Genomic DNA, 20,411 nt, shown 5'->3' on the forward strand with positions numbered 1-20,411 from the left:
GCCGGGGGCGTCAGGGGGCCGCGAGGTGGTCCGCGGCGTCCGTGCGGGCCCGGTCGCGGGAGCGGCGGGCCGGTCCCGACCAGCCGCAGGAGCAGCGCGCGATGCAGAAGGAGCCGCGTTCCACGGTGGTGGGGGCGTGGGCGGTGGACGCGGTGGTGGGGGTGGTCGGCGGGACCTCTTCGACGTGTCGGTCATGCACTCGACCACGGTACTGGCCGTACCTCCCGGGCGGTGAGCCCCGAGGGGGCCGCGTGACGGGGGACACGGGGCGTCGTTATCCGGACGGACGGGCCTCTCGGGCAGGTGACGGCGTTGGGGGTTGGCAGGCGATGGTGGTGCGGCAGCACAGGTCCAGGAGTGGGGTGCGTGCTGTCTGTGCCCTGGTCGTGGTGGGGGTGATGGCGGCGGCCGCCGGATGCTCGGCCGGTGGTGGCGGTGACCGTGCGGTCGCCGACGAGCAGGGCGGCTCGGGTTCCCTCGCCGAGGTGCGCCGCGCGGCCGACGTCCTTGCCGCCACCGTCGGCGGGACGGGGACGGCCGTGGTGGCCGGGACCGCCGGGGTGTCGGCCGGGAGCGCCGAGGTGCGTACGTCGATGGAGACCGCGGCGGGCGGTACGCGGGTGACGATCAGGGGCCGGGGCGCGTACGACTTCCGCACCGGCACGGGCCGGCTCACCGTCGTGCTGCCGAAGGACGCCGCCGGTACGGACGCGCACCGCCCGATCACGGAGCTGCTGGCGCCGGGCGCGCTCTACATGAAGAACCGGGGCGCCGGGGTGCCCGAGGACAAGTGGGTGAGGGTCGACACGACGACGCTGGCCGACGGCAATCTCGTCACCGGCGGGGCGACCGACCCGATGGCCGCGGCCGAGCTGCTGCGCGGTGCGCGGCAGGTGACGTACCTGGGGTGGACGGAGGTCGCCGGGGTCCGGGTGCGGCACTACCGGGGGACGGCGGACCTGGCGCTGGCCGCGCGCCGGGCGGGGCCCGGCTCGCGCGCGGCGCTGGCCTCGGCGGCGAAGGGGTTCCGCACGGACGCGGTGCCGTTCGACGCGTACCTCGACGAGCAGGGGCGGCTGCGCAAGGTCCGCCACCGCTTCGGTTTCGCGGCGCAGGGCCCGGCGGTGGAGGTGGTGTCGACCACCCTGCTGTTCGGCTTCGGGGCCCCGGTCTCCGTACGGCTGCCGGACGGGGACGACATCTACACGGGGCGGATCCGGGAGAAGTAGCGGGGTTCTAGCCATGCCGGGAGCGGGAAATGGTCCGTCCGTGCCATGCGCGGTGGGGGGTCGGCTCCTTACGCTGGGAAGCCCGCGACGGCAGCGAGAGGTGAGTGGTGACGTGGTGACGCGCGGCGTGCGGACGGTGTCCGACCATGTGGCCCTCGCCGAGATCGAGCTCTGCGGCGAGCTGATGATCGCCGCGTCGGCCGCGATCGGGGAGCGGCTCAGCGCGGCCCGGATCGACGAGGTGCTCGACGTCCACGCGGGGGCCGAGCGGTCCGCCGGCCCCCGGCACGGCGACCACCGGGGGTGAGCGCGGCGGCGCGCCCGGACGGGGCCCCCGCCGTCAGGTGCGCAGCAGGCGGGCGATGGCCTTGGTGGCCTCCTCGACCTTGGCGTCGATCTCCTCGCCGCCCTTGACCGCCGCGTCGGCGACGCAGTGCCGCAGGTGCTCCTCCAGCAGCTGGAGGGCGAAGGACTGGAGCGCCTTCGTGGACGCCGAGACCTGGGTCAGTATGTCGATGCAGTACACGTCCTCGTCGACCATGCGCTGGAGGCCGCGGATCTGGCCCTCGATCCGGCGCAGCCGCTTGAGGTGCTCGGCCTTCTGGTGGTGATAACCGTGTATGCCGCGGTCGTGATCGGTGACCGGGGTTTCCGTCTCCGCACCGGTCACGGTGGTCTCGGTCGTGGTCATTACTGCCTCCCGTTTTCCCTTTACCCTGCCGTATACATACCCCTGGTGGGTATATCCTAACGAATTCATCTGAAACGTGACCGGGGGTCCGTGCTGATCGTGGTGTCCGATGCGCGACACTGAAGAACGCCGGTTAGCCGTGGCCGGATGATGCGCCTAGCATCAGCCTGACCGAATCCAAAGCACCCCGAGGACCCCACGTGCGCTTTCGTCTGACCCCCAGGGAGACGAGCTTCTACGACATGTTCTCCGCGTCCGCGGACAACATCGTCACGGGCTCGAAACTCCTGATGGAATTGCTCGGGGCGGACTCTGCCTCCCGAGTCGAGATCGCGGAGCGCATGCGGGCAGCGGAGCACGCGGGGGACGATGCCACCCACGCGATCTTCCACCAGCTGAACTCCTCTTTCATCACGCCGTTCGACCGTGAGGACATTTACAACCTCGCGTCGTCGCTCGACGACATCATGGACTTCATGGAGGAGGCCGTCGACCTGGTCGTGCTGTACCAGATCGAGGAACTCCCCAGCGGTATCGCGCAGCAGATCGAGGTTCTGGCCCGGGCGGCCGAGCTGACCGCCGAGGCGATGCCCGGTCTGCGCACCATGGACAATCTCACCGAGTACTGGATCGAGGTCAACCGCCTGGAGAACCAGGCCGACCAGATCCACCGCAAACTGCTCGCCCATCTCTTCAACGGCAAGTACGACGCCATCGAGGTGCTGAAGCTCAAGCAGATCGTGGACGTGCTGGAAGAGGCGGCCGACGCGTTCGAGCACGTCGCGAACACGGTGGAGACCATCGCGGTCAAGGAGTCCTGACCGCAGTGGACACCTTTGCGCTGATCGTGACCATCGGGGTCGCGCTCGGCTTCACGTATACGAACGGCTTCCACGACTCGGCGAACGCCATCGCCACCTCCGTCTCCACCCGTGCGCTCACGCCGCGTGCGGCGCTGGCGATGGCCGCGGTGATGAACCTCGCGGGCGCCTTCCTCGGCAGCGGGGTCGCCAAGACCGTCAGCGAGGGCCTGATCGCCACGCCCGAGGGCTCCAAGGGGATGGGCATCCTCTTCGCGGCGCTCGTCGGCGCGATCATCTGGAACCTGGTCACCTGGTACTTCGGGCTGCCCTCGTCCTCCTCGCACGCCCTGTTCGGCGGGATGGTGGGTGCGGCCCTCGCGGGCGGGACGATGGTCCACTGGGACGGTGTGATCGACAAGGTCGTCGTCCCGATGTTCGTCTCGCCGGTCATCGGTCTGGTCGTCGGCTATCTGGTGATGGTCGCGATCATGTGGATGTTCCGGAAGACCAATCCGCACAAGGCCAAGCGCGGTTTCCGCATCGCGCAGACGGTCTCGGCCGCGGGCATGGCGCTCGGCCACGGCCTGCAGGACGCGCAGAAGACGATGGGCATCGTGGTGATGGCGCTGGTCATCGCCGATGTCGAGAGCCCGAGCGACCCGATCCCGGTCTGGGTGAAGCTGGTCTGCGCGATGATGCTGTCGCTGGGTACGTACGCCGGTGGCTGGCGCATCATGCGGACGCTCGGCCGGAAGATCATCGAGCTGGACCCGCCGCAGGGCTTCGCCGCCGAGACGACGGGTGCGTCGATCATGTTCGGTTCGGCGTTCCTGTTCCACGCGCCGATCTCCACGACGCATGTCATCACCTCCGCGATCATGGGCGTGGGCGCCACGAAGCGGGTGAACGCGGTCCGCTGGGGCGTCGCCAAGAACATCATCATGGGCTGGTTCATCACGATGCCGGCCGCGGCGCTGGTCGCGGCCGCGAGCTACGGGGTCGTGTACCTGCTCTTCGGCTGACGGCTGACGGCCGACGGCCCGCGCGGGCGGACGCATACGGGGCCGCCCCCACTCCCTTCGCGGGGAGTGGGGGCGGCCCCTTCGCCTTGCGGTGGCACCGCCATGCAGCACCCCAAGGCCGTCTGTGCCGGTGGTACGGGTCCGGCGCGTGGGCCGGGTTCCCCGTACCGCCGGGGTGGAGCGGTTATCCGAAGCGGCCCGAGATGTAGTCCTCGGTGGCCTGGACGGACGGGTTGGAGAAGATCCGCTCCGTCTCGTCGATCTCGATGAGCTTGCCGGGCTTGCCGACCGCCGCGAGGTTGAAGAACGCGGTGCGGTCCGAGACGCGGGCCGCCTGCTGCATGTTGTGCGTCACGATGACGATCGTGAAGCGCTCCTTCAGCTCGCCGATCAGGTCCTCGATGGCGAGGGTGGAGATCGGGTCGAGGGCGGAGCACGGCTCGTCCATCAGCAGCACGTCGGGCTCGACGGCTATCGCGCGGGCGATGCAGAGCCGCTGCTGCTGGCCGCCGGAGAGGCCGGAGCCGGGCTTGTTCAGCCGGTCCTTGACCTCGTTCCAGAGGTTCGCGCCGCGCAGCGACTTCTCGACGATCTCGGCGAGCTCGCTCTTCTTGTACGAGCCGTTCAGCCGGAGACCGGCCGCGACGTTGTCGAAGATCGACATGGTCGGGAACGGGTTCGGGCGCTGGAAGACCATGCCGACCGTGCGGCGCACGGTGACCGGGTCGACGTTGGGCCCGTAGAGGTTCTCGTCGTCCAGCAGCACCTTGCCCTCGACGCGGCCACCGGGGGTGACCTCGTGCATGCGGTTCAGGGTGCGCAGGAAGGTGGACTTGCCGCAGCCGGACGGGCCGATGAAGGCGGTCACGGAGCGGGGCTCCACGGTCATCGAGATGTCCTCGATGGCGAGGTGGGAGCCGTAGTAGGCGGACAGTCCGCTGACGTCGATGCGCTTGGCCATCGGAATCACTGCTTCTTTCGTGCCGCGGTCAGCGGCCGGTCTTCGGGGCCTTCCAGCGGGCGATGCCGCGGGCCACCAGGTTGAGGATCATGACGAAGGCGATCAGGACCAGCGCCGCTGCCCAGGCACGGTCGTACGACTGGTCGGTGCCGACCCGGTACTGCTCCCAGATGTAGAAGGGGAGCGAGGACTGCGCGCCCTGGAAGGGGTTGGGGTTGATCAGCTGGCTTCCGAAGACCAGCAGGATGATCGGCGCGGTCTCACCGGCGATACGGGCGATCGCGAGCATCACACCGGTGGTGATGCCGCCGATCGCGGTCGGCAGGACAACCTTCAGGATGGTGCGCCACTTCGGGACGCCGAGGGCGAGGGAGGCCTCGCGGAGCTCGTTCGGGACGAGCTTCAGCATCTCCTCGGTGGAGCGGACCACGACCGGCATCATCAGGATCGCGAGTGCCAGGGCACCCATCAGACCGGACGGCTGGGTCTTGGTCATCAGCATGATCGACAGGATGAAGAGGCCCGCGACGATGGACGGGATGCCCGTCATGACGTCGACGAAGAAGGTCACGGCCCTGGCCAGTGTCCCCTTGCCGTACTCCACCAGGTAGACGGCGGTCAGCATGCCGACCGGGGCGGAGATCAGGGTGGCGATGCCGACCTGCTCCAGGGTGCCGATCAGCGCGTGGTAGACGCCGCCGGTCGGTTCGGAGCCGAGCACACCGGCCATGGAGTGGGTCAGGAAGTAGCCGTCGAGGCGCTCGGCGCCGCGGCTGATCGTCGTCCACAGCAGCGAGGCGAGCGGGACGACCGCCAGCAGGAAGCAGACCCAGACGATGCTGGTCGCGAGCCGGTCCTTGGCCTGGCGGCGGTTCTCGACGACCGAGGTGACGACGTAGGAGACGACGACGAAGAGGAGGGCGGAGAACAGACCCCACTGGGTGCGGCTCTGCCAGCCGGCCGCGATGCCGGTGCCCACGCCGAGCACGAGCGCGACGGCGGCGAAGGCGAAGGGGGACCAGCGGGGGAGCGTCCGGCTGCTCAGGCTGTTCGTACGGGCGGGCGCCGCCGTGGCGGGCCGCTCCTGTATGCCGGTGTTGGCTGCCTGGCTCATGCGTTGGCCCCCGAGTATTCCTTGCGGCGGGCGATGATCAGCCGGGCCGCGCCGTTGACCAGCAGGGTGAGGACGAAGAGCACGAGACCCGAGGCGATCAGGGCGTCCCGCCCGAACTCGTTGGCCTCGTCGAACTTCGCGGCGATGTTCTGGGCGAAGGTTCCGCCGCCCGGGTTGAGCACGTGCGCGGAGATGATGAAGCTCGGCGACAGGACCGTGGCGACGGCCATCGTCTCGCCGAGCGCGCGGCCCAGGCCCAGCATCGAGGCGGAGATCACGCCGGAGCGGCCGAAGGGCAGCACCGAGAGGCGGATGACCTCCCAGCGGGTGGCGCCCAGGGCGAGGGCGGCCTCCTCGTTCATCCGGGGGACCTGGAGGAAGACCTCGCGGCTGACGCTGGTCACGATCGGCAGGATCATGATCGCCAGCAGGATGCCGACGGTGAAGAGGGAGCGGGCGACGCCCAGCTCGGTCTTCTCGAAGACGTACGTCCAGCCGAAGAACTGGTCGAGCCAGAGGTTCAGGCCCTCGAGGTAGGGCACCAGGACGAGCGCGCCCCAGATGCCGTACACGATGCTCGGGACCGCGGCGAGCAGGTCGACGACGTACGCGAGCGGCGCGGCCAGCTTGCGCGGCGCGTAGTGCGAGATGAACAGCGCGATCCCGACGGCGACGGGGACGGCGATGGCCATCGCGATGACCGAACTGACGACGGTGCCGAAGAGGAGGACCGCGATGCCGAAGACCGGCGGGCTGCCCGCCGGGTTCCAGTCGAAGGTGGTGAGGAAGTTGCCCTCGTTCTTCGAGATGGCGATCGAGGCGCGGTAGGTCAGGAACACGGCGATCGACGCCATGATCACGAGCAACAGGATGCCCGAGCCCCGGGAGAGGCCCAGGAAGACCTTGTCGCCCACGCGCCCGGACGAGGTCCCGGCGCGCTTGCGCGCCACCGGCGGGGCCGGCGGCGTGTCTATCGGTGTGGTGGAAGCCATGGTCTTTCCGGTCTGTGTGGGGGAGCGGCTGGCTCCCCTGGCGGCGGTGCACCGGATGGGTGGTGGCGGGACCGGTCCGGAAGGGTGTACCGGACCGGTCCGCCGGGTGTCGCTGGTCCTGCGGATGTTGCGGGTGTTACGTGCGTGACGTGCGCGGGGTCACCCGTGCCTCGTCGTTAAGAGAGGGAGGCGATGGTCTCGCGGACCTTGGCGTTGATCTCGGCCGGGATCGGCGCGTAGCCGGCCTCGGTGAGGAGCTTCTGGCCCTCGTCACTGGCGGTGTAGTTCAGGAAGGACTTGACCGTCGGAAGGGTCTCGGCCTTGTTGCCCTTGTCGCAGACGACCTCGTACGTGACCAGGACGATCGGGTAGGCGCCCTCGGCCTTGGTCGTGTAGTCGAGCTCCAGGGCCAGGTCCTTGCCGGTGCCCTTGACCTTGGCGGCGGCGATGGCCTTGGAGGCGTTCTCCGAGGTGGCCTTGACCGGGGCGGAGCCACCGGTGGCGATGTCGACGGTGGAGATCGACTGGTCGGTGGCGTAGCTCAGCTCGAAGTAGCCGATCGCACCGTCGACCTGCTTCACCTGGGCGGCGACACCGGAGGAGCCGGAGGCGGCCTGGCCCTTGGGGGCCGGCCACTTCTTCTCGGCCTCGTACTTCCAGTCGCTCGGGGCCGCGGCGCCGAGGTACTTGCCGAGGTTCTGCGTGGTGCCGGAGTCCTCGGAGCGGTGGAAGGCCTGGATCGGCTTGTCCGGGAGCTTGGCGCCGCTGTTGAGCTTGGCGATCGCCGGGTCGTTCCACTTCGTGATCTTGTTGTCGAAGATCTTGGCGAGGGTGGGGGCGTCCAGCACCAGGCTGTCGACACCCTCCAGGTGGTAACCGATGGCGATCGGGCCGCCGACCATCGGGAGGTTGATGCCCTGGCCGCCCTTGCAGATCTTCTTCGACTCGGCGACCTCCTCGGGCTTCAGCGCCGAGTCGGAGCCGGCGAAGCCGACGGTGCCCTGGTTGAAGGCGACGATGCCCTCACCGGAGGAGGAGGACTTGTAGTTGATCTCGACGCCGGAACAGCCGGCCATGTAGTTCTTGGCCCAGAGGTCCATGGCGTTCTTCTGCGCGCTGGAGCCGGAGGCGGGCAGCTGGCCCTTGGCGTCGTCGCACTTGATGTTCGACGCGGCGTTGGTCTTGCCACCGTTGCCGCCGGTCGAGCCACCGCTGTTGTCGTCCGAACCGCACGCCGTGAGGACCAGGGCGCTGGAGACGGCGAGGGCACCGAGCGCGGTGGCACGAAGCCGGTTCTTGCGCTGAAGCTTCACTTTCGGGTGTTCCTTCCAGGAGCCGCCGAGGTCTTGTTGGTTCTTACGACGGCGTGCGTTGGGTGGGTGCCGGGCCGTTGCGCCGCGCACCGTGCACTGACGAAGTTAGGCAGACCAGGTGAAGCGGCCTACGGGGGAGAGTGAACGGGAGGTGAACCGTGCGGGGCGGCGCGGTTCCGGCCGGGTCAGGGGCCGGGCGTGTCCGCCAGGGTCGCGAGCAGGGCGTCCAGCAGCTCCCGGTCGCGTTCCCGGGTGAGAAGCGCACGGGCCGCCGCCGGGGCGAGCCAGCAGACCCGGTCGACCTCGTCGCCGGGCACGAAAGCGCCGCCGGTCGCCTCGGCGGCCCAGTAGACGACCTCCTTGGGCCGGTCCCCGACGGTGTAGCGGACCGTGGGCAGCGCGGCGCCGGGCACGCAGCGCTGCCCGGTCTCCTCCAGGACCTCGCGCCGGGCGGCCGCCAGGGCGGACTCGCCGCGCTTCAGCTTCCCCTTCGGGTGCGACCAGTCCGCCCAACGCGGCCGGTGCACCAGGCAGACCTCCAGCCCGCCGGAGTCCGTACGGCGCCACAGCACGCACCCGGCGGCCCGCACCGGCTTCCCGGTCCCGTTCTTCGTGGGACCGCTCACGGCGCGCCCGCGGCCGCCACCGCGTACGGCCAGCTCGTCCGGAACACGCCCCGGGCCGCCTCCACCGCATGGCGCTGGTCGGCGTGGAGCACTCCCAGGGCGTACGCGGTGGCCGGGGCGATCCGCGGGGTGCGGGCCGCGGAGGCCGCCGCCGCGGCCGCCTCCGAGGCGTCCCGGTGCAGGTCGAGCGCCCGCCCCGGCGCGGCCAGCACCGGATCGGGGGCGCCCCGCACCACCTCGTGGGCGTACCGGTGGAGCCGCAGCAGGAGCCGGGTGCGGTGCCACGGCGCGTCCTGCGCCTCGTTGTACGGCTGGGCCGCGTGGCCGCCGGAGGGGAGCGCCGCGACGGTGTCCCGCAGCTGCTGCTCGGCCCGGTCGGCGGGGCCGTGCAGCATCTCCTCCGCCGGGGCGGCCGCCGCCGGGGCGAGCGGCACCTCGGAGGCGAGCAGCGCCACGGCGTCGGCCACCGCGTGGAAGCGGGAGGAACCGAGCGCCTGGAGGGCGGCGGAGTGGGCCCGGGTCCGGGCGAGGGTCAGCTGGCGCTCCAGCAGGGCCCCGGCGCGGGCGGCGCCGACGCCGAGGGCGGCGCGCTCCTTGTCGGGGGAGTCGCCCGAGCCCTTGCGGGCGGCGGGCAGCGGGGCGCCGGACAGGGTGTGCAGCGCTTCGAGGAGCCGGGTGAGCCGGGTGGCGTAGGCGTGTTCCCGGGCCAGGGTGCCCGAGAGCCAGGCCAGTTCGGTACGGAGCTGCTCGGCCCAGGCGGTGTCCAGGGCCGCCCGGAAGGTGTGCAGGGTGCCGCCGATCCGGCGCGAGGATCGGCGCAGCGCTTCGGCGGCCTGGGCACCGGCGTCCGTGGGGGCGCTGTTCTCGCGGTGCAGGCGCAGGCTGCGCAGGAACTCGGCGGCCTGTTCCTGGAGGTAGGGCGCGAGGACGGCGCCCGCCGTAAGGTCCGCCTGGGTCGTCGTCTGGTGGTCATGGCGTCGCACGCCGGCGCCTCCGCGCGTCGATGAGCATTTCCTGTACGTGCCGCAGCGGCCGTCCGTCCGCGTCCGTGGCGTGCCGGGTCCAGTTCCCGTCGGGACCGAGGTGCCAGGAGGAGGTGGTGTCGGCCATGCCGGTCTCCAGGAGACGGCTGAGCGCGGCGCGATGGGCGGGGTCGGTGACCCGGACCAGTGCTTCGATCCGGCGGTCGAGGTTGCGGTGCATCATGTCGGCGCTGCCGAACCACACTTCGGGTTCGCCGCCGTTGCCGAAGGCGAAGATCCGGGAGTGTTCCAGGAAGCGGCCCAGGACCGAGCGGACCCGGATGTTCTCGGAGAGGCCGGGGACGCCGGGGCGGATCGCGCAGATGCCGCGCACCCAGATGTCCACCGGCACCCCGGCCATGGCGGCCCGGTAGCAGGCGTCGATGACCGCTTCGTCGACCATCGAGTTGACCTTGATGCGGACGTAGGCGGTGCGCCCGGCCCGCTGGTGGGTGATCTCCTTGTCGATCCGGGCGATCAGCCCGTCCCGCAGGGACTTGGGGGCGACCAGGAGACGGCGGTAGGTCTCGCGGCGGGAGTATCCGGAGAGCCGGTTGAAGAGGTCGGAGAGGTCCGCGCCGACCTGCGGGTCGGCGGTCAGCAGACCGAGGTCCTCGTAGAGCCGGGCCGTCTTGGGGTGGTAGTTGCCGGTGCCGACGTGGGAGTAGCGGCGCAGGGTGTCGCCCTCCTGCCGGACGACGAGCGAGAGCTTGCAGTGCGTCTTGAGCCCGACGAGGCCGTAGACGACGTGGCAGCCGGCCTCCTCCAGCTTGCGGGCCCACTTGATGTTGGCCTGCTCGTCGAAGCGGGCCTTGATCTCCACGAGCACCAGGACCTGCTTGCCGGACTCGGCGGCGTCGATCAGGGCGTCCACGATCGGGGAGTCGCCGGAGGTCCGGTACAGGGTCTGCTTGATCGCGAGGACGTCGGGGTCGCTCGCGGCCTGTTCCAGGAAGGCCTGCACGGAGGTGGAGAACGAGTCGTACGGGTGGTGCAGGAGCACGTCGCGTTCGCGCAGCGCGGCGAAGATGTCGGGCGGGGAGGCGGATTCGACCTCGGCGAGGTCGCGGTGGGTGCCGGCGATGAACTTGGGGTACTTCAGCTCGGGCCGGTCCTGCGAGGCGATGCCGAAGAGCCCGGTCAGGTCGAGCGGGCCGGGCAGCGGGTAGACCTCGGCGTCGGACACCTTCAGCTCGCGGACCAGCAGGTCGAGCACGTACGGGTCGATGGACTCCTCGACCTCCAGCCGGACCGGGGGGCCGAAGCGGCGCCGCATGAGCTCCTTCTCCAGGGCCTGGAGAAGGTTCTCCGCATCGTCCTCCTCGACCTCCAGGTCCTCGTTCCGGGTGACCCGGAACATGTGGTGGGCGAGGACCTCCATGCCGGGGAAGAGCTCTTCGAGGTGGGCGGCGATGACGTCCTCGATGGGCACGTACCGCTGCGGCGACGCCTCCAGGAAGCGGGTCAGCAGCGGCGGCACCTTGACCCGGGCGAAGTGGCGGTGGCCGCTGACCGGGTTGCGCACGACGACGGCGAGGTTGAGCGAGAGCCCCGAGATATAGGGGAAGGGGTGGGCCGGGTCGACGGCGAGCGGGGTCAGTACGGGGAAGACGCGCTGCCGAAAGAAGGTGAAGAGCCGGGCCTGCTCCTTCTCGGTCAGCTCGGGCCAGCGGATCAGCTGTATGCCCTCGTCGCACAGGGCGGGGGCCACGTCCTGCTGGTAGCAGGCGGCGTGCCGGGCCATGAGCTCGCGCGAGCGGGTCCAGATCAGGTCCAGGACCTCGCGGGGCTGGAGCCCGGAGGCGGACCGGGTGGCGACCCCGGTGGCGATGCGGCGCTTCAGACCGGCCACCCGGACCATGAAGAACTCGTCCAGGTTCGAGGCGAAGATCGCGAGGAAATTCGCCCGTTCGAGGAGGGGGGTCGCCGGGTCCTCGGCCAGTTCCAGCACTCTTTCGTTGAACGCGAGCCAGCTGCGTTCCCGGTCCAGGAAGCGGTCGTGCGGCAGCTCGTCGCCGTCGACGTCGGGTTCGTACGCGTCGGCGTCCGCGTCGATGTCGGGGTCCAGGTCGGCCGCGGTGGACAGGGCGGCGGAGCCGGACGCGGAGGCCACGGCGCGCGGCCGCTGGGCGGCGAGCGAGCCGACCGACGGCTGCGTGGCGGGCTGGACCGTTACCTCGGAGCTGGGCTGCTGGCTCATGGCCCCATTCTTCCGCGCGGACGGCTCGGTAGGCGCGTCGGAAGGGGCGGGGTTCACGGGGTTCGTGGGGGCCGTGGGGGACAGGAGAGCGGTTTCGCCCGTCCGTCCCTTGCCGGGGGTTCTCCCGTTGCCGGGTTTCCTCCCGTTGCGGGGGGTCGGCACAGCTGGCTGCATTGCCAGAGGTTCGCAAGCCCGTCTGAATGGCTGGTAACGGCGACATGACGTGCAGGAAGCGGTGCGCGGTGCGGTACGGGCGCCCGGGGGCGTGCCCGTACCGCACCGGCGTCAGGCGTGCAGACCGCGCAGCACCCGGAACGCGAGCGCCACGGCGAGGGCCGCCACGGCCAGCAGGATGCCGGTCTCGACGAGCTGGAGCGGCCAGAAGTGCGCGAGCGGGTGGTAGTCGACGTAGGCGACGGCGCCCTTGCACGCGGCGGGTGCGCCGGGTTCCCCGCAGACCGCCGGGTCCAGGGGCTTCCCGGACGCGGTGAGCGTCTCCGAGTCGACCAGCCAGGTCGTGTTGTCCCTGAACCACTGGTTCTCGGTGGTGCGGACGGTCGGCCAGAGATCTTCCCGCACCCGGTTCAGGAGCGCCGTCAGCGGGGCGTACGCGATCACGGTGGCGATCATCGCCGGGACGGTGCGCCGCAGCAGTAGCCCGGCCAGCGCGCCGAGGGCCAGCATGCACAGGGTGTAGCCGACCGGGACGGTGCCCGTGGCGCCGTACACGGTGCGGTCGTACGTCTCCATCGGGTACTGCGTCCGGTCGGCCCGCGGCACGGCCCAGGTGCAGACGGCCGAGAGGACCGAGACCCCGGCGACCGTTGCCACGGCGGGCACCGCGAGCTTGGCCGCCAGCCAGCGCGCGGGCGAGATCCCCTGGCTCCAGGACAGCCGGAACGTGCCGCTCTCCAGTTCGCGGGCGACCATCGGGCCGGCCACGAACATGCCCACGAACGCGGGCAGCAGCATCATGACCAGCCCGGAGTACTCCAGCAGCCGGTGGAAGTAGAACCCGACGCTGAGGAAGTGGCGGACGGCGATGCCGCAGCCGTGGGTCACCTTGCTGACCGAGCAGCCGGTGTCCGCGAACGTGTCGGTGGCCGACGCCACCACCTGCCAGGCGATGACCACGGCGGCGATCCCGGCGAGCGCGAGCGCGCCGACGGTCCACAGGGTCGTACGGTGCTGGCGCAGGGTGACCCGGACCGGGCCGCTCAGGGCGAGGGCGCTCATCGGGCCGCCACCTCCCCGGAAGGCAGGGCGTCCGGCGTCAGCAGCGCGGGGGCCTCGGGCGAGCGCAGGTGGGCGAGGAGCAGTTCCTCCAGCGAGGGTTCCGCGGTTTGCCAGACTCCGGTGTCCACCGGGCCCTCCCTCCGTATCAGGGTGGTCTGTATCCGTCCCGTGGTGCGGGACTCGACGGCGGTGTGCGGCGCGGTGTCCCGTACCGGGCCGGTGAGCAGGGTGTGCGCGGCGAGCAGGTCGTCCGTCCCGCCGCCGAGCCGGATCCGGCCGCCGTCGACGAGCAGCAGGTGGTCGCAGGCGCCCTCCAGTTCGGTGAGGAGGTGCGAGGACATCACGAGGGTGGTGCCGTGCTCGGCGGTCTCCGCCATCAGCGCGCCCATCAGCTCCTGGCGGGCGAGCGGGTCGAGATCGGCCATCGGCTCGTCCAGCAGCAGCAGTTCGGGCCGCTTGCCGAGCGCCAGGGCCAGGGCGAGCCGGGTGCGCTGGCCGCCGGAGAGCTGCCGGACCCGGGCCTTGCGCGGCAGGTCACCGGCGATGCGCTCGGCGGTCTCCGGGGCCCAGGTGGCGGGGTTCAGATCGGCCCCCGCCCTGAGCATCCCGTCCACCGTCAACTGAGGGTACAGCGGCTTGTCCTGGGCCACGAAGCCGATCCGGGTCCGCGCCTCGGCGGGCGTACCGCCCAGCACCCGCACCGAACCCACCGAGGGCCGCATCAGCCCGGCCGCGAGGGCGAGCAGGGTCGACTTGCCCGCCCCGTTGGGCCCGACGAGCGCGCACACCCGCCCCGCGGGCAGCCGGAACGAGCAGTCGCGGAGCACCCACTTCCTGGCCCCGCCCCGATACTTCGCACCGAGGCCGTCGGCCTCGATCGCAACGCCTGTCATCAGGCTCGATCCCCCTCGAATGTGCTGTCCAGTACGGCGGTGAAGAGCGCGCTCACGTCGTCCTTCTCCAGCCCGGCCGCGCGGGCCCGGCGGGTCCAGTCGGCGAGCTCGGCGCGCAGCGGCGCGTCGTCGGCGGCCGCCGCGCCGCCGAGGCCCCGGGTGACGAAGGTGCCGAGCCCGCGCCGCCCCTCGACGAGGCCCTCGCGCTCCAGCTCCCGGTACGCCTTGAGGACGGTGTTCGGGTTGATGGCGGTGGCTTCGACGACCTCGCGTGCGGTGGGCAGGCGGTCACCGGGCTTCAGCAGGCCGAGGCGGAGCGCCTGTTTGGTCTGCTGGACGATCTGGAGGTACGTGGCGATGCCGCTACGCCGGTCGATGCGGTACTCGACCGCTGCGGACTCTGCCATATTCACCCTTTCACTAATTGAGTAGTGAAAGGGTGACGTAAGAAAGGGGCGGCGTCAAGGGACGCCGCCCCGTCAGGGGTTGACCAGGGCTCAGGGCCCCGCGCCGTACCCGCCGACCCGGGCTCAGGACTCCGTGCGGTACATCAGGTCCACCTCGTGGGTCGTGAACCCCATCCGCTCGTACACCGCGAGGGCCGCCTTGTTGTCCGCGTCCACGTAGAGCATCGCGGTCGGCAGCCCCTCCGCCGCGAGGTGGCGCAGCCCGATCGCGGTGAGCGCCTTGCCGAGGCCGCCGCCCTGCGCGTCGGGCCGGATGCCGACCACGTACACCTCGCCGAGATGCTCCTCGGCGTGCACCTTCGTCCAGTGGAAGCCGATCAGCTCGCCGTCCCGCTCGGCCAGGAAGAAGCCCTTCGGGTCGAACCAGGGCTCCGCCTTGCGGTCGTCCAGATCGCGCTGGGTCAGCGAGCCCTGCTCCGGGTGGTGGGCGAAGGCGGCGCGGTTCACCTCCAGCCAGGCCGCGTCGTCCTCGCCGGGCACGAAGGTGCGGACGGTGACGCCCGGCGGCAGCACCGGCTCCGCGATGTCCAGTGAGGTCAACGGCCGCCGAAGCTGGCGCAGTTCACGGAAGAGCGCCAGCCCCAGCACCTGCGAGAGATGGCGCGCCGCGGACTTCCCGCCGTGCGCCCACACCCGCAGCCGCTTGCCCGTGGTGGCGAGCAGCGCCGCGCCCAGCGCCCGCCCGTGGCCCTGCCCCCGGTACGAGGGGTGCACGACCAGCTCGGCGGCCGGCGCCTCCACCGGGTCGGTGTCCTCCAGCTGGGCGTACCCCACCAGGTCGGGACCGCTGGTCAGCAGCAGATGCCGGACCCCCTCGCGCCGCCCGCCCCGCAACTGGAGCCGCCCCTGCTCGGACACGGCCTGCCTGCCGTCGGACCGGGCCGCCTCGGCGAGCAGTTCGGATACGGCCTCCGCCTCCTCGGGGGAGAGCACGTCGAGCGTCCGGATCTCACGGCCGGGGGCGGGAAGAGCTGCGTCAGTCGTCATGGCTACGAGCGTACGGCGACGGCCCTGGCACCGGGCGGCCCCGGCGGGCACGGCGGGTACGGTCGGCCCCCGGGTTCAGTCGACCGGACCGGTGGGGCCGCCCGCGCGCGCCACTCCGTACGTACCGTGCGCGCCGTCTGACGGACGGTCGCCCCCCAGGGGCGGGACGGGCCACTGCCCGGACGCGGGCCCCCGGCCGCACCACATGGCAACCAGTTCGTAACCCGCCAAACCTGTCGCGCTACGCGCGTTGACCCTAGGCTGCGCACGAAGTCTCCGGACTTGTCATAAATCGAAAACCTCCCGCTGAGAATCACAAGGGGACCGATGTCAGCGACACCGCAGAAGAACCGCGCGTCCCGGCGGGTGCTCACCGCCGCGGCCGGGCTCGCCACCGTGGGCGCGCTCATCGCCGCGATGCCGGCCGGCGCCCAGGAGAACCCGGGCAAGGGCAACAGCCAGGGCCGGCAGGGCAACCACGGCCAGGGCCCCACCGTCGACGTGCAGCTGCTGTCCTTCAACGACCTGCACGGAAACCTTGAGCCCCCGGCCGGCTCGGCGGGCACGGTCAACGAGACGCAGGCCGACGGCACCGTCAAGGCCGTCCCGGCCGGCGGTGTCGAGTACCTCGCCTCCTCGCTGCGCACCGCCCGCAAGGGCCACCCGTACTCGATCACCGCTGCGGGCGGCGACATGGTGGGCGCGAGCCCGCTGCTCTCCGGCCTCTTCCACGACGAGCCCACCATCGAGGCGCTCAACGGGATCGACCTGGACGTCACCAGCGTCGGCAACCACGAGTTCGACGAGGGCGCCACCGAGCTGGGCCGCCTCCAGAACGGCGGCTGCCACCCGGTCGAGGGCTGCTACGAGAAGGGCAAGAAGTTCCAGGGCGCGGACTTCCCCTACCTCGCCGCCAACGTGACCGACGAGAAGACCGGCAAGCCGATCCTCAAGCCGTACACCGTGTGGAAGAAGAACGGCGTCAAGATCGGCTTCATCGGAGTGACCCTGGAGGGCACCCCGAACATCGTCACCGCCAACGGCGTCAAGGGCCTGAAGTTCCACAGCGAGATCGAGACGATCAACAAGTACGCCAAGGAGCTGGACCGCCAGGGCGTCAAGTCCATCGTCGCGCTGATCCACGAGGGCGGTGCCCCGGCCTCGTCCTCGTACAACTACGACTGCGACAGCAACGGCCCGGGCGACGGCATCTCCGGCCCGATCACCACCATCGCCAAGGGCATCACGCCCAAGGTCGACGCGCTGGTCACCGGCCACACCCACCAGGCGTACGTCTGCAGCATCCCGGACCCGGCGGGCAACCCGCGCCTGGTCACCTCGGCGTCCTCCTTCGGCAAGCTCTACACCGAGACGACGCTCACCTACGACCGCCGCACCAAGGACATCGTCCGTACGTCGGTGAAGTCGGCCGGTGCCAAGAACCCGAAGTCGGCCAACCACATCGTCAGCCGTGACCAGCCCAAGGCCAACGACATGACGGCCCTGATCGCGCGCTGGAACGCCCTCGCGGCCCCGATCTCCAACCGGCCGCAGGGCTACATCACCGCCGACATCAACGGCCGTGGCTCCAGCGCCTACGAGAAGCCGCTCGGCGACCTGATCGCCGACGCCCAGCTGGAGGGCCTGGCCCCGGCGGACAAGGGCGGCGCCGTCGTCGCGTTCATGAACCCGGGCGGCATCCGCGCCGACCTGGTGTACAAGGCGAGCGGCGCCGAGGGCGACGGGGTGGTGACGTACGGGGAGTCCTTCACCGTGCAGCCCTTCACCAACATGATGAACGTCGTCGACCTGACCGGCGCCCAGCTGGTCGCCGCGCTCCAGCAGCAGGTCAGCGGCTCCAACGAGGCCAGCCCGAAGATCCTCCAGATCTCCAAGGGCCTGACCTACACCCTGGACATGACGAAGTCCGGCGCGGCCCGCGTGGTCACCGACACCATCAAGCTGAACGGTGAGGCGATCGACCCGGCCAAGACCTACCGCGTCGCGATGAACGAGTTCCTGGCGGGCGGCGGCGACGGCTTCGCGGCCCTCGGCCAGGGCACGAACAAGCTGGTCGGCGCCTCCGACCTGGACATGTTCAACGACTACCTGGTGGCCCACTCCACGGCCGACGCCCCGCTGGCCCCGCCGGCGGCCGACCGCATCACGGTCATCAAGTAGGACTGATCCACCCAGCAACACCGCTCGAACCCGAACGGGGCGGCGGCCGAACCCGGCCCGCCGCCCCGTTCGGCGTTCCCGGCCGGGTACGGCCCGACTCGTCCCGGCCCGACTCGCCCCGGTTCGACTCGGCCCGGCTCAGCTCCGTACTCTGCCGCCGTCCCCGCCGAGCGTGAACCACACCGCCTTCCGGTACGGCACACCCTCGCCCAGCACCCGTGTCCCCCACGCGGCCGCCACCCGCTCCACCAGCAGCAACCCGCGTCCGCCCTCCGGTTGACATGACCCGCCGCGCTGCTCGGGGCACCGGGGCAGGGCCCAGTGGTCGTCGTCCGCCACGGCGACGGTGACCCGCTCGTCCCCTACGGCGACATGGACCTGGATCAGCGCCGTGGCCGTATGCCGGTGCGCGTTGGCGACCACCTCCGTGACGCACAGCCGCGCGTCGTCGACCAGTCCGGCCAGCCCGCCGCATCTGCTGACGCCCAGCAGCGACGCCACGAAGTCCCGCGACACCTTGGCCGCCCCGGACGTGTTGGGCAGGGTCAGCCGGTAGATCTCGCTACCCGGCGGACCCGGCGGCGAAGGATGGGCGGTGGTGTGGACGGAGGTCATGTCGTTCTCCCAACGCGATGCGAAGCGAACGTGCGTGCGTCACTCGTCGTCCGTGGCGATGGCCGCACGCGGGCGTGGCTGAACATGCCTGCGTACGGCTGCACTTCGGGCTTACCGGCGTGCGGCGCGATCTTTGAGAACGGTAGCGTGGGCGTATCAATTGTTGTGACAGAACCCATCATTCTTGCTAGAAGTGGACCCCTTCGAGGGATGCGGCCAGACTGGGTTTCGACAAGAGGAGAGGTTGATGCCACCGAGGAAACCCCCTACCGCACGGCAGTGTCGACTGGGCGCGGAGCTGCGCAGGATGCGTGAGCATGCCGGCCTGACGCCGACCGAGGCCGCCACTCTGCTGGGCACGGACCGCACCACGATCAGCAACACCGAATCGGGGCGGTTCGGCGTGAGCGGTACGAGAGTCCGCACATGGGCCGGGCACTACGAGTGCTCGGACGCGGCCTATGTCGATGCACTCGCCGACATGGCCGAGGAGCGGATAAAGGGGTGGTGGGAGGACTACCGCGGAGAGCTTTCCGGAAGCGCGCTCGACCTGGCGGAGTTGGAGCACCACGCGACGGGTTTTCGATCGGTCCAGATCATGCACATGCCCGGCCTTCTTCAGACCGAGGACTACGTGCGGGCCGTCTACGCGGAGGCGATGCCGACTCCGACCCCGACGATGCTCCGGCGCAGGATTTCGCACAGGCTGAGGCGCCGGGACGTGCTCGATCGGGCGAACCCGCCCATCTGCACGTTCCTGATCCATGAGGCGGCGCTCCGGATGCGGTTCGGCAGCCGCAAGGTGGTGCGTGGTCAGCTCGATCACCTGCTGAAGGAGTCGGAACGCGACAACGTCACCGTCAGGGTGATTCCGTTCGCAGCAGGTGGCTTTCCGAACGCCAGTAGTTCGGCAAACTACGTCTATGGTCCGGTGCCGCAGCTCGACACCGTGCAGACGGACACCCCGATGGGGTCCGGATTCGTGGACGCCGAGGCGCGGCTCCGGGTTTTTCGAGCGGTGCTCGACCGAACGGAAGGGCGGTCGCTCGACCCGCAGAGTTCCAGAGACTTCATCAAGGAAGTCGCCGAGCAAGTGTGAAGGCGTGAGAAACATGGATATTCAGTGGCGCAAGTCGTCCAAGTCGGCCGACGCGGACGGCAATGACTGCCTGGAGCTGGCGGAGCACGGTGGTGAGATTCTGCTGCGCGAGAGCGACAACCCTGACGTGGTGGTCCGCACCACCCGTGCCAAGCTCCGCGCCTTCCTCGGAGGCGTCAAGGAAGGCGAATTCGACGATCTGGCTTGATTCATAGCGTTCATGCTTCGGGCGGCTCTCATCGGCGCAGGTGGGGCCGCCCGAAGCGTGTGTGCGTGGCTTGGAAGAGACCGTCTGCCCCTCCGTGTTGGCCCTCTCCCTCTCACTCGTTAGATACCAAACGCTTGATACGGGTTCTCATCAAACGCTAATTTCAGCATGCGTTCCTGGTTGGCCTGCCCTTGGCGAGTCGGCACCCGGGGACACAACTCCGCTCAGTGTTGCGCCCGTTGGGTGGAGTTTCAAAGGATCGCCTCGCGTTCGCGGCTCGTCACGCCGGCGGCGGGCGCGAGGCGATTTCGATGGGCGCCAGGAGAGGCCCGTGCTCGACCGCCAGCGCCCCGCATCGTCCGTGACACGCGTCTTCTGGTGCGAACGGGTCACCTATCGGACGTTGGCGGCCGACGAGATCGCCGAGGTGTTCCAGCACAGGGCGCTCGACCCCGCCGAGGCGATCCGCGTCATCCGCTTGGACATCCGGGCCTTGGCGGTCGGATTGCCGCCGTTCGAACGCCACCGCGCGCTGAGTTGGGTCGAGGGCGGCGGATGCGTGGGCGCCCTCGCTGCTCTTCATCGCGGCGAACCCTGTGGGCTCTCGCTGAGCCATGGCGACGCCTGGATCGAGTGGACCGTACGCCCGGGGTTCGACCTCCCCGTGGATGCCGAGGAACCGTTGCCGTAGAGGTCGCAGTGGCGAACGAACCGGGAGGCTCGGGCTCGGCTTCGGCACTCCGAAGTTCCTG

General features: G+C 70.5%; 22 protein-coding genes. 8 read left to right on the forward strand and 14 right to left on the reverse strand.

Annotation, left to right across the window (positions count from 1 at the left end; translation table 11 throughout):
* Positions 1-10: 10 nt before the first annotated feature.
* Entirely contained in the window at positions 11-199 is a 189-nt protein-coding gene (locus ACF08W_RS04110; RefSeq protein WP_392278354.1) for a hypothetical protein, read from the reverse strand.
* Positions 200-329: 130 nt separating this feature from the next.
* Here ACF08W_RS04110 and ACF08W_RS04115 point away from each other — a divergent pair, with 130 nt between their 5' ends.
* Together ACF08W_RS04115 and ACF08W_RS04120 are read left to right on the forward strand one after the other, a co-directional pair.
* Entirely contained in the window at positions 330-1,229 is a 900-nt protein-coding gene (locus ACF08W_RS04115; protein ID WP_392278355.1) for a hypothetical protein, read from the forward strand.
* 112 nt (positions 1,230-1,341) lie between these two features.
* On the forward strand, positions 1,342-1,536 hold the full coding sequence (locus ACF08W_RS04120; RefSeq protein ID WP_352278889.1) for a hypothetical protein: 195 nt from the start codon (positions 1,342-1,344) through the stop codon (positions 1,534-1,536).
* Between the two features lie 33 nt (positions 1,537-1,569).
* Here ACF08W_RS04120 and ACF08W_RS04125 read toward each other — a convergent pair whose 3' ends face one another.
* Entirely contained in the window at positions 1,570-1,920 is a 351-nt protein-coding gene (locus ACF08W_RS04125) for a metal-sensitive transcriptional regulator (RefSeq protein ID WP_352278891.1), read from the reverse strand.
* A 200-nt stretch (positions 1,921-2,120) separates the two neighbouring features.
* On the opposite strand from ACF08W_RS04125, the gene ACF08W_RS04130 reads away from it, so the two are divergent.
* Positions 2,121-2,741, forward strand: coding sequence for a DUF47 family protein (locus ACF08W_RS04130; RefSeq protein ID WP_352278893.1), 621 nt, complete (start codon positions 2,121-2,123; stop codon positions 2,739-2,741).
* A gap of 5 nt (positions 2,742-2,746) precedes the next feature.
* Positions 2,747-3,745, forward strand: coding sequence for an inorganic phosphate transporter (locus tag ACF08W_RS04135; protein WP_352278895.1), 999 nt, complete (start codon positions 2,747-2,749; stop codon positions 3,743-3,745).
* Between the two features lie 184 nt (positions 3,746-3,929).
* On the opposite strand, the gene pstB is transcribed toward ACF08W_RS04135, so the two are convergent.
* From pstB to mshD, 11 genes are all read right to left on the reverse strand, one after another.
* Positions 3,930-4,706: a phosphate ABC transporter ATP-binding protein PstB gene (gene pstB / locus ACF08W_RS04140; protein ID WP_352278897.1), complete on the reverse strand. Its 777-nt coding sequence runs from the start codon at positions 4,704-4,706 to the stop codon at positions 3,930-3,932.
* Between the two features lie 28 nt (positions 4,707-4,734).
* Entirely contained in the window at positions 4,735-5,820 is a 1,086-nt protein-coding gene (gene pstA / locus ACF08W_RS04145; protein ID WP_352278899.1) for a phosphate ABC transporter permease PstA, read from the reverse strand.
* A complete protein-coding gene (gene pstC, locus ACF08W_RS04150; RefSeq protein WP_366298556.1) occupies positions 5,817-6,812 on the reverse strand; it encodes a phosphate ABC transporter permease subunit PstC in 996 nt (331 codons plus the stop codon). Before pstC ends, pstA begins: the two co-directional genes overlap by 4 nt.
* A gap of 176 nt (positions 6,813-6,988) precedes the next feature.
* Positions 6,989-8,125, reverse strand: coding sequence for a phosphate ABC transporter substrate-binding protein PstS (gene pstS, locus ACF08W_RS04155; protein ID WP_352278902.1), 1,137 nt, complete (start codon positions 8,123-8,125; stop codon positions 6,989-6,991).
* Positions 8,126-8,310: 185 nt separating this feature from the next.
* On the reverse strand, positions 8,311-8,751 hold the full coding sequence (locus ACF08W_RS04160; RefSeq protein WP_392278356.1) for an NUDIX hydrolase: 441 nt from the start codon (positions 8,749-8,751) through the stop codon (positions 8,311-8,313).
* A complete protein-coding gene (locus ACF08W_RS04165) occupies positions 8,748-9,734 on the reverse strand; it encodes a CHAD domain-containing protein (protein WP_392278357.1) in 987 nt (328 codons plus the stop codon). Before ACF08W_RS04165 ends, ACF08W_RS04160 begins: the two co-directional genes overlap by 4 nt.
* Complete coding sequence (locus ACF08W_RS04170; RefSeq protein ID WP_352278907.1) at positions 9,721-11,973, reverse strand: RNA degradosome polyphosphate kinase; 2,253 nt, start codon at positions 11,971-11,973, stop codon at positions 9,721-9,723. The genes ACF08W_RS04165 and ACF08W_RS04170 overlap by 14 nt, the downstream gene beginning before the upstream one ends.
* A 285-nt stretch (positions 11,974-12,258) precedes the next feature.
* Positions 12,259-13,209, reverse strand: a complete 951-nt coding sequence (locus ACF08W_RS04175) for an ABC transporter permease subunit (RefSeq protein WP_392278358.1) — start codon at positions 13,207-13,209, stop codon at positions 12,259-12,261.
* Positions 13,206-14,102 carry an ABC transporter ATP-binding protein gene (locus ACF08W_RS04180; protein ID WP_392278359.1) on the reverse strand — a complete coding sequence of 299 codons (897 nt, stop codon included), beginning with the start codon at positions 14,100-14,102 and terminating at the stop codon, positions 13,206-13,208. Before ACF08W_RS04180 ends, ACF08W_RS04175 begins: the two co-directional genes overlap by 4 nt.
* On the reverse strand, positions 14,102-14,509 hold the full coding sequence (locus tag ACF08W_RS04185) for a GntR family transcriptional regulator (RefSeq protein ID WP_392278360.1): 408 nt from the start codon (positions 14,507-14,509) through the stop codon (positions 14,102-14,104). Before ACF08W_RS04185 ends, ACF08W_RS04180 begins: the two co-directional genes overlap by 1 nt.
* A gap of 123 nt (positions 14,510-14,632) precedes the next feature.
* Positions 14,633-15,556, reverse strand: a complete 924-nt coding sequence (gene mshD / locus ACF08W_RS04190) for a mycothiol synthase (RefSeq protein ID WP_392278361.1) — start codon at positions 15,554-15,556, stop codon at positions 14,633-14,635.
* Positions 15,557-15,883: 327 nt separating this feature from the next.
* Here mshD and ACF08W_RS04195 point away from each other — a divergent pair, with 327 nt between their 5' ends.
* A complete protein-coding gene (locus tag ACF08W_RS04195; protein ID WP_392278362.1) occupies positions 15,884-17,737 on the forward strand; it encodes a bifunctional metallophosphatase/5'-nucleotidase in 1,854 nt (617 codons plus the stop codon).
* Positions 17,738-17,875: 138 nt separating this feature from the next.
* On the opposite strand, the gene ACF08W_RS04200 is transcribed toward ACF08W_RS04195, so the two are convergent.
* Complete coding sequence (locus tag ACF08W_RS04200) at positions 17,876-18,352, reverse strand: ATP-binding protein (protein WP_385215430.1); 477 nt, start codon at positions 18,350-18,352, stop codon at positions 17,876-17,878.
* A 247-nt stretch (positions 18,353-18,599) separates the two neighbouring features.
* On the opposite strand from ACF08W_RS04200, the gene ACF08W_RS04205 reads away from it, so the two are divergent.
* The 3 genes from ACF08W_RS04205 to ACF08W_RS04215 all read left to right on the forward strand — a co-directional run bounded on the left by ACF08W_RS04205 (position 18,600) and on the right by ACF08W_RS04215 (position 20,350).
* Positions 18,600-19,451 (forward strand): helix-turn-helix domain-containing protein, encoded by an 852-nt coding sequence (locus tag ACF08W_RS04205; RefSeq protein ID WP_385215434.1) that lies wholly within the window; start codon positions 18,600-18,602, stop codon positions 19,449-19,451.
* Between the two features lie 13 nt (positions 19,452-19,464).
* Positions 19,465-19,659, forward strand: a complete 195-nt coding sequence (locus tag ACF08W_RS04210) for a DUF397 domain-containing protein (protein WP_352278921.1) — start codon at positions 19,465-19,467, stop codon at positions 19,657-19,659.
* 331 nt (positions 19,660-19,990) lie between these two features.
* Positions 19,991-20,350: a hypothetical protein gene (locus ACF08W_RS04215; RefSeq protein WP_392278363.1), complete on the forward strand. Its 360-nt coding sequence runs from the start codon at positions 19,991-19,993 to the stop codon at positions 20,348-20,350.
* Positions 20,351-20,411: the final 61 nt, after the last annotated feature.

The sequence above is a fragment of the Streptomyces sp. NPDC015144 genome (genome assembly GCF_043079735.1).
GTDB lineage: Bacteria > Actinomycetota > Actinomycetes > Streptomycetales > Streptomycetaceae > Streptomyces.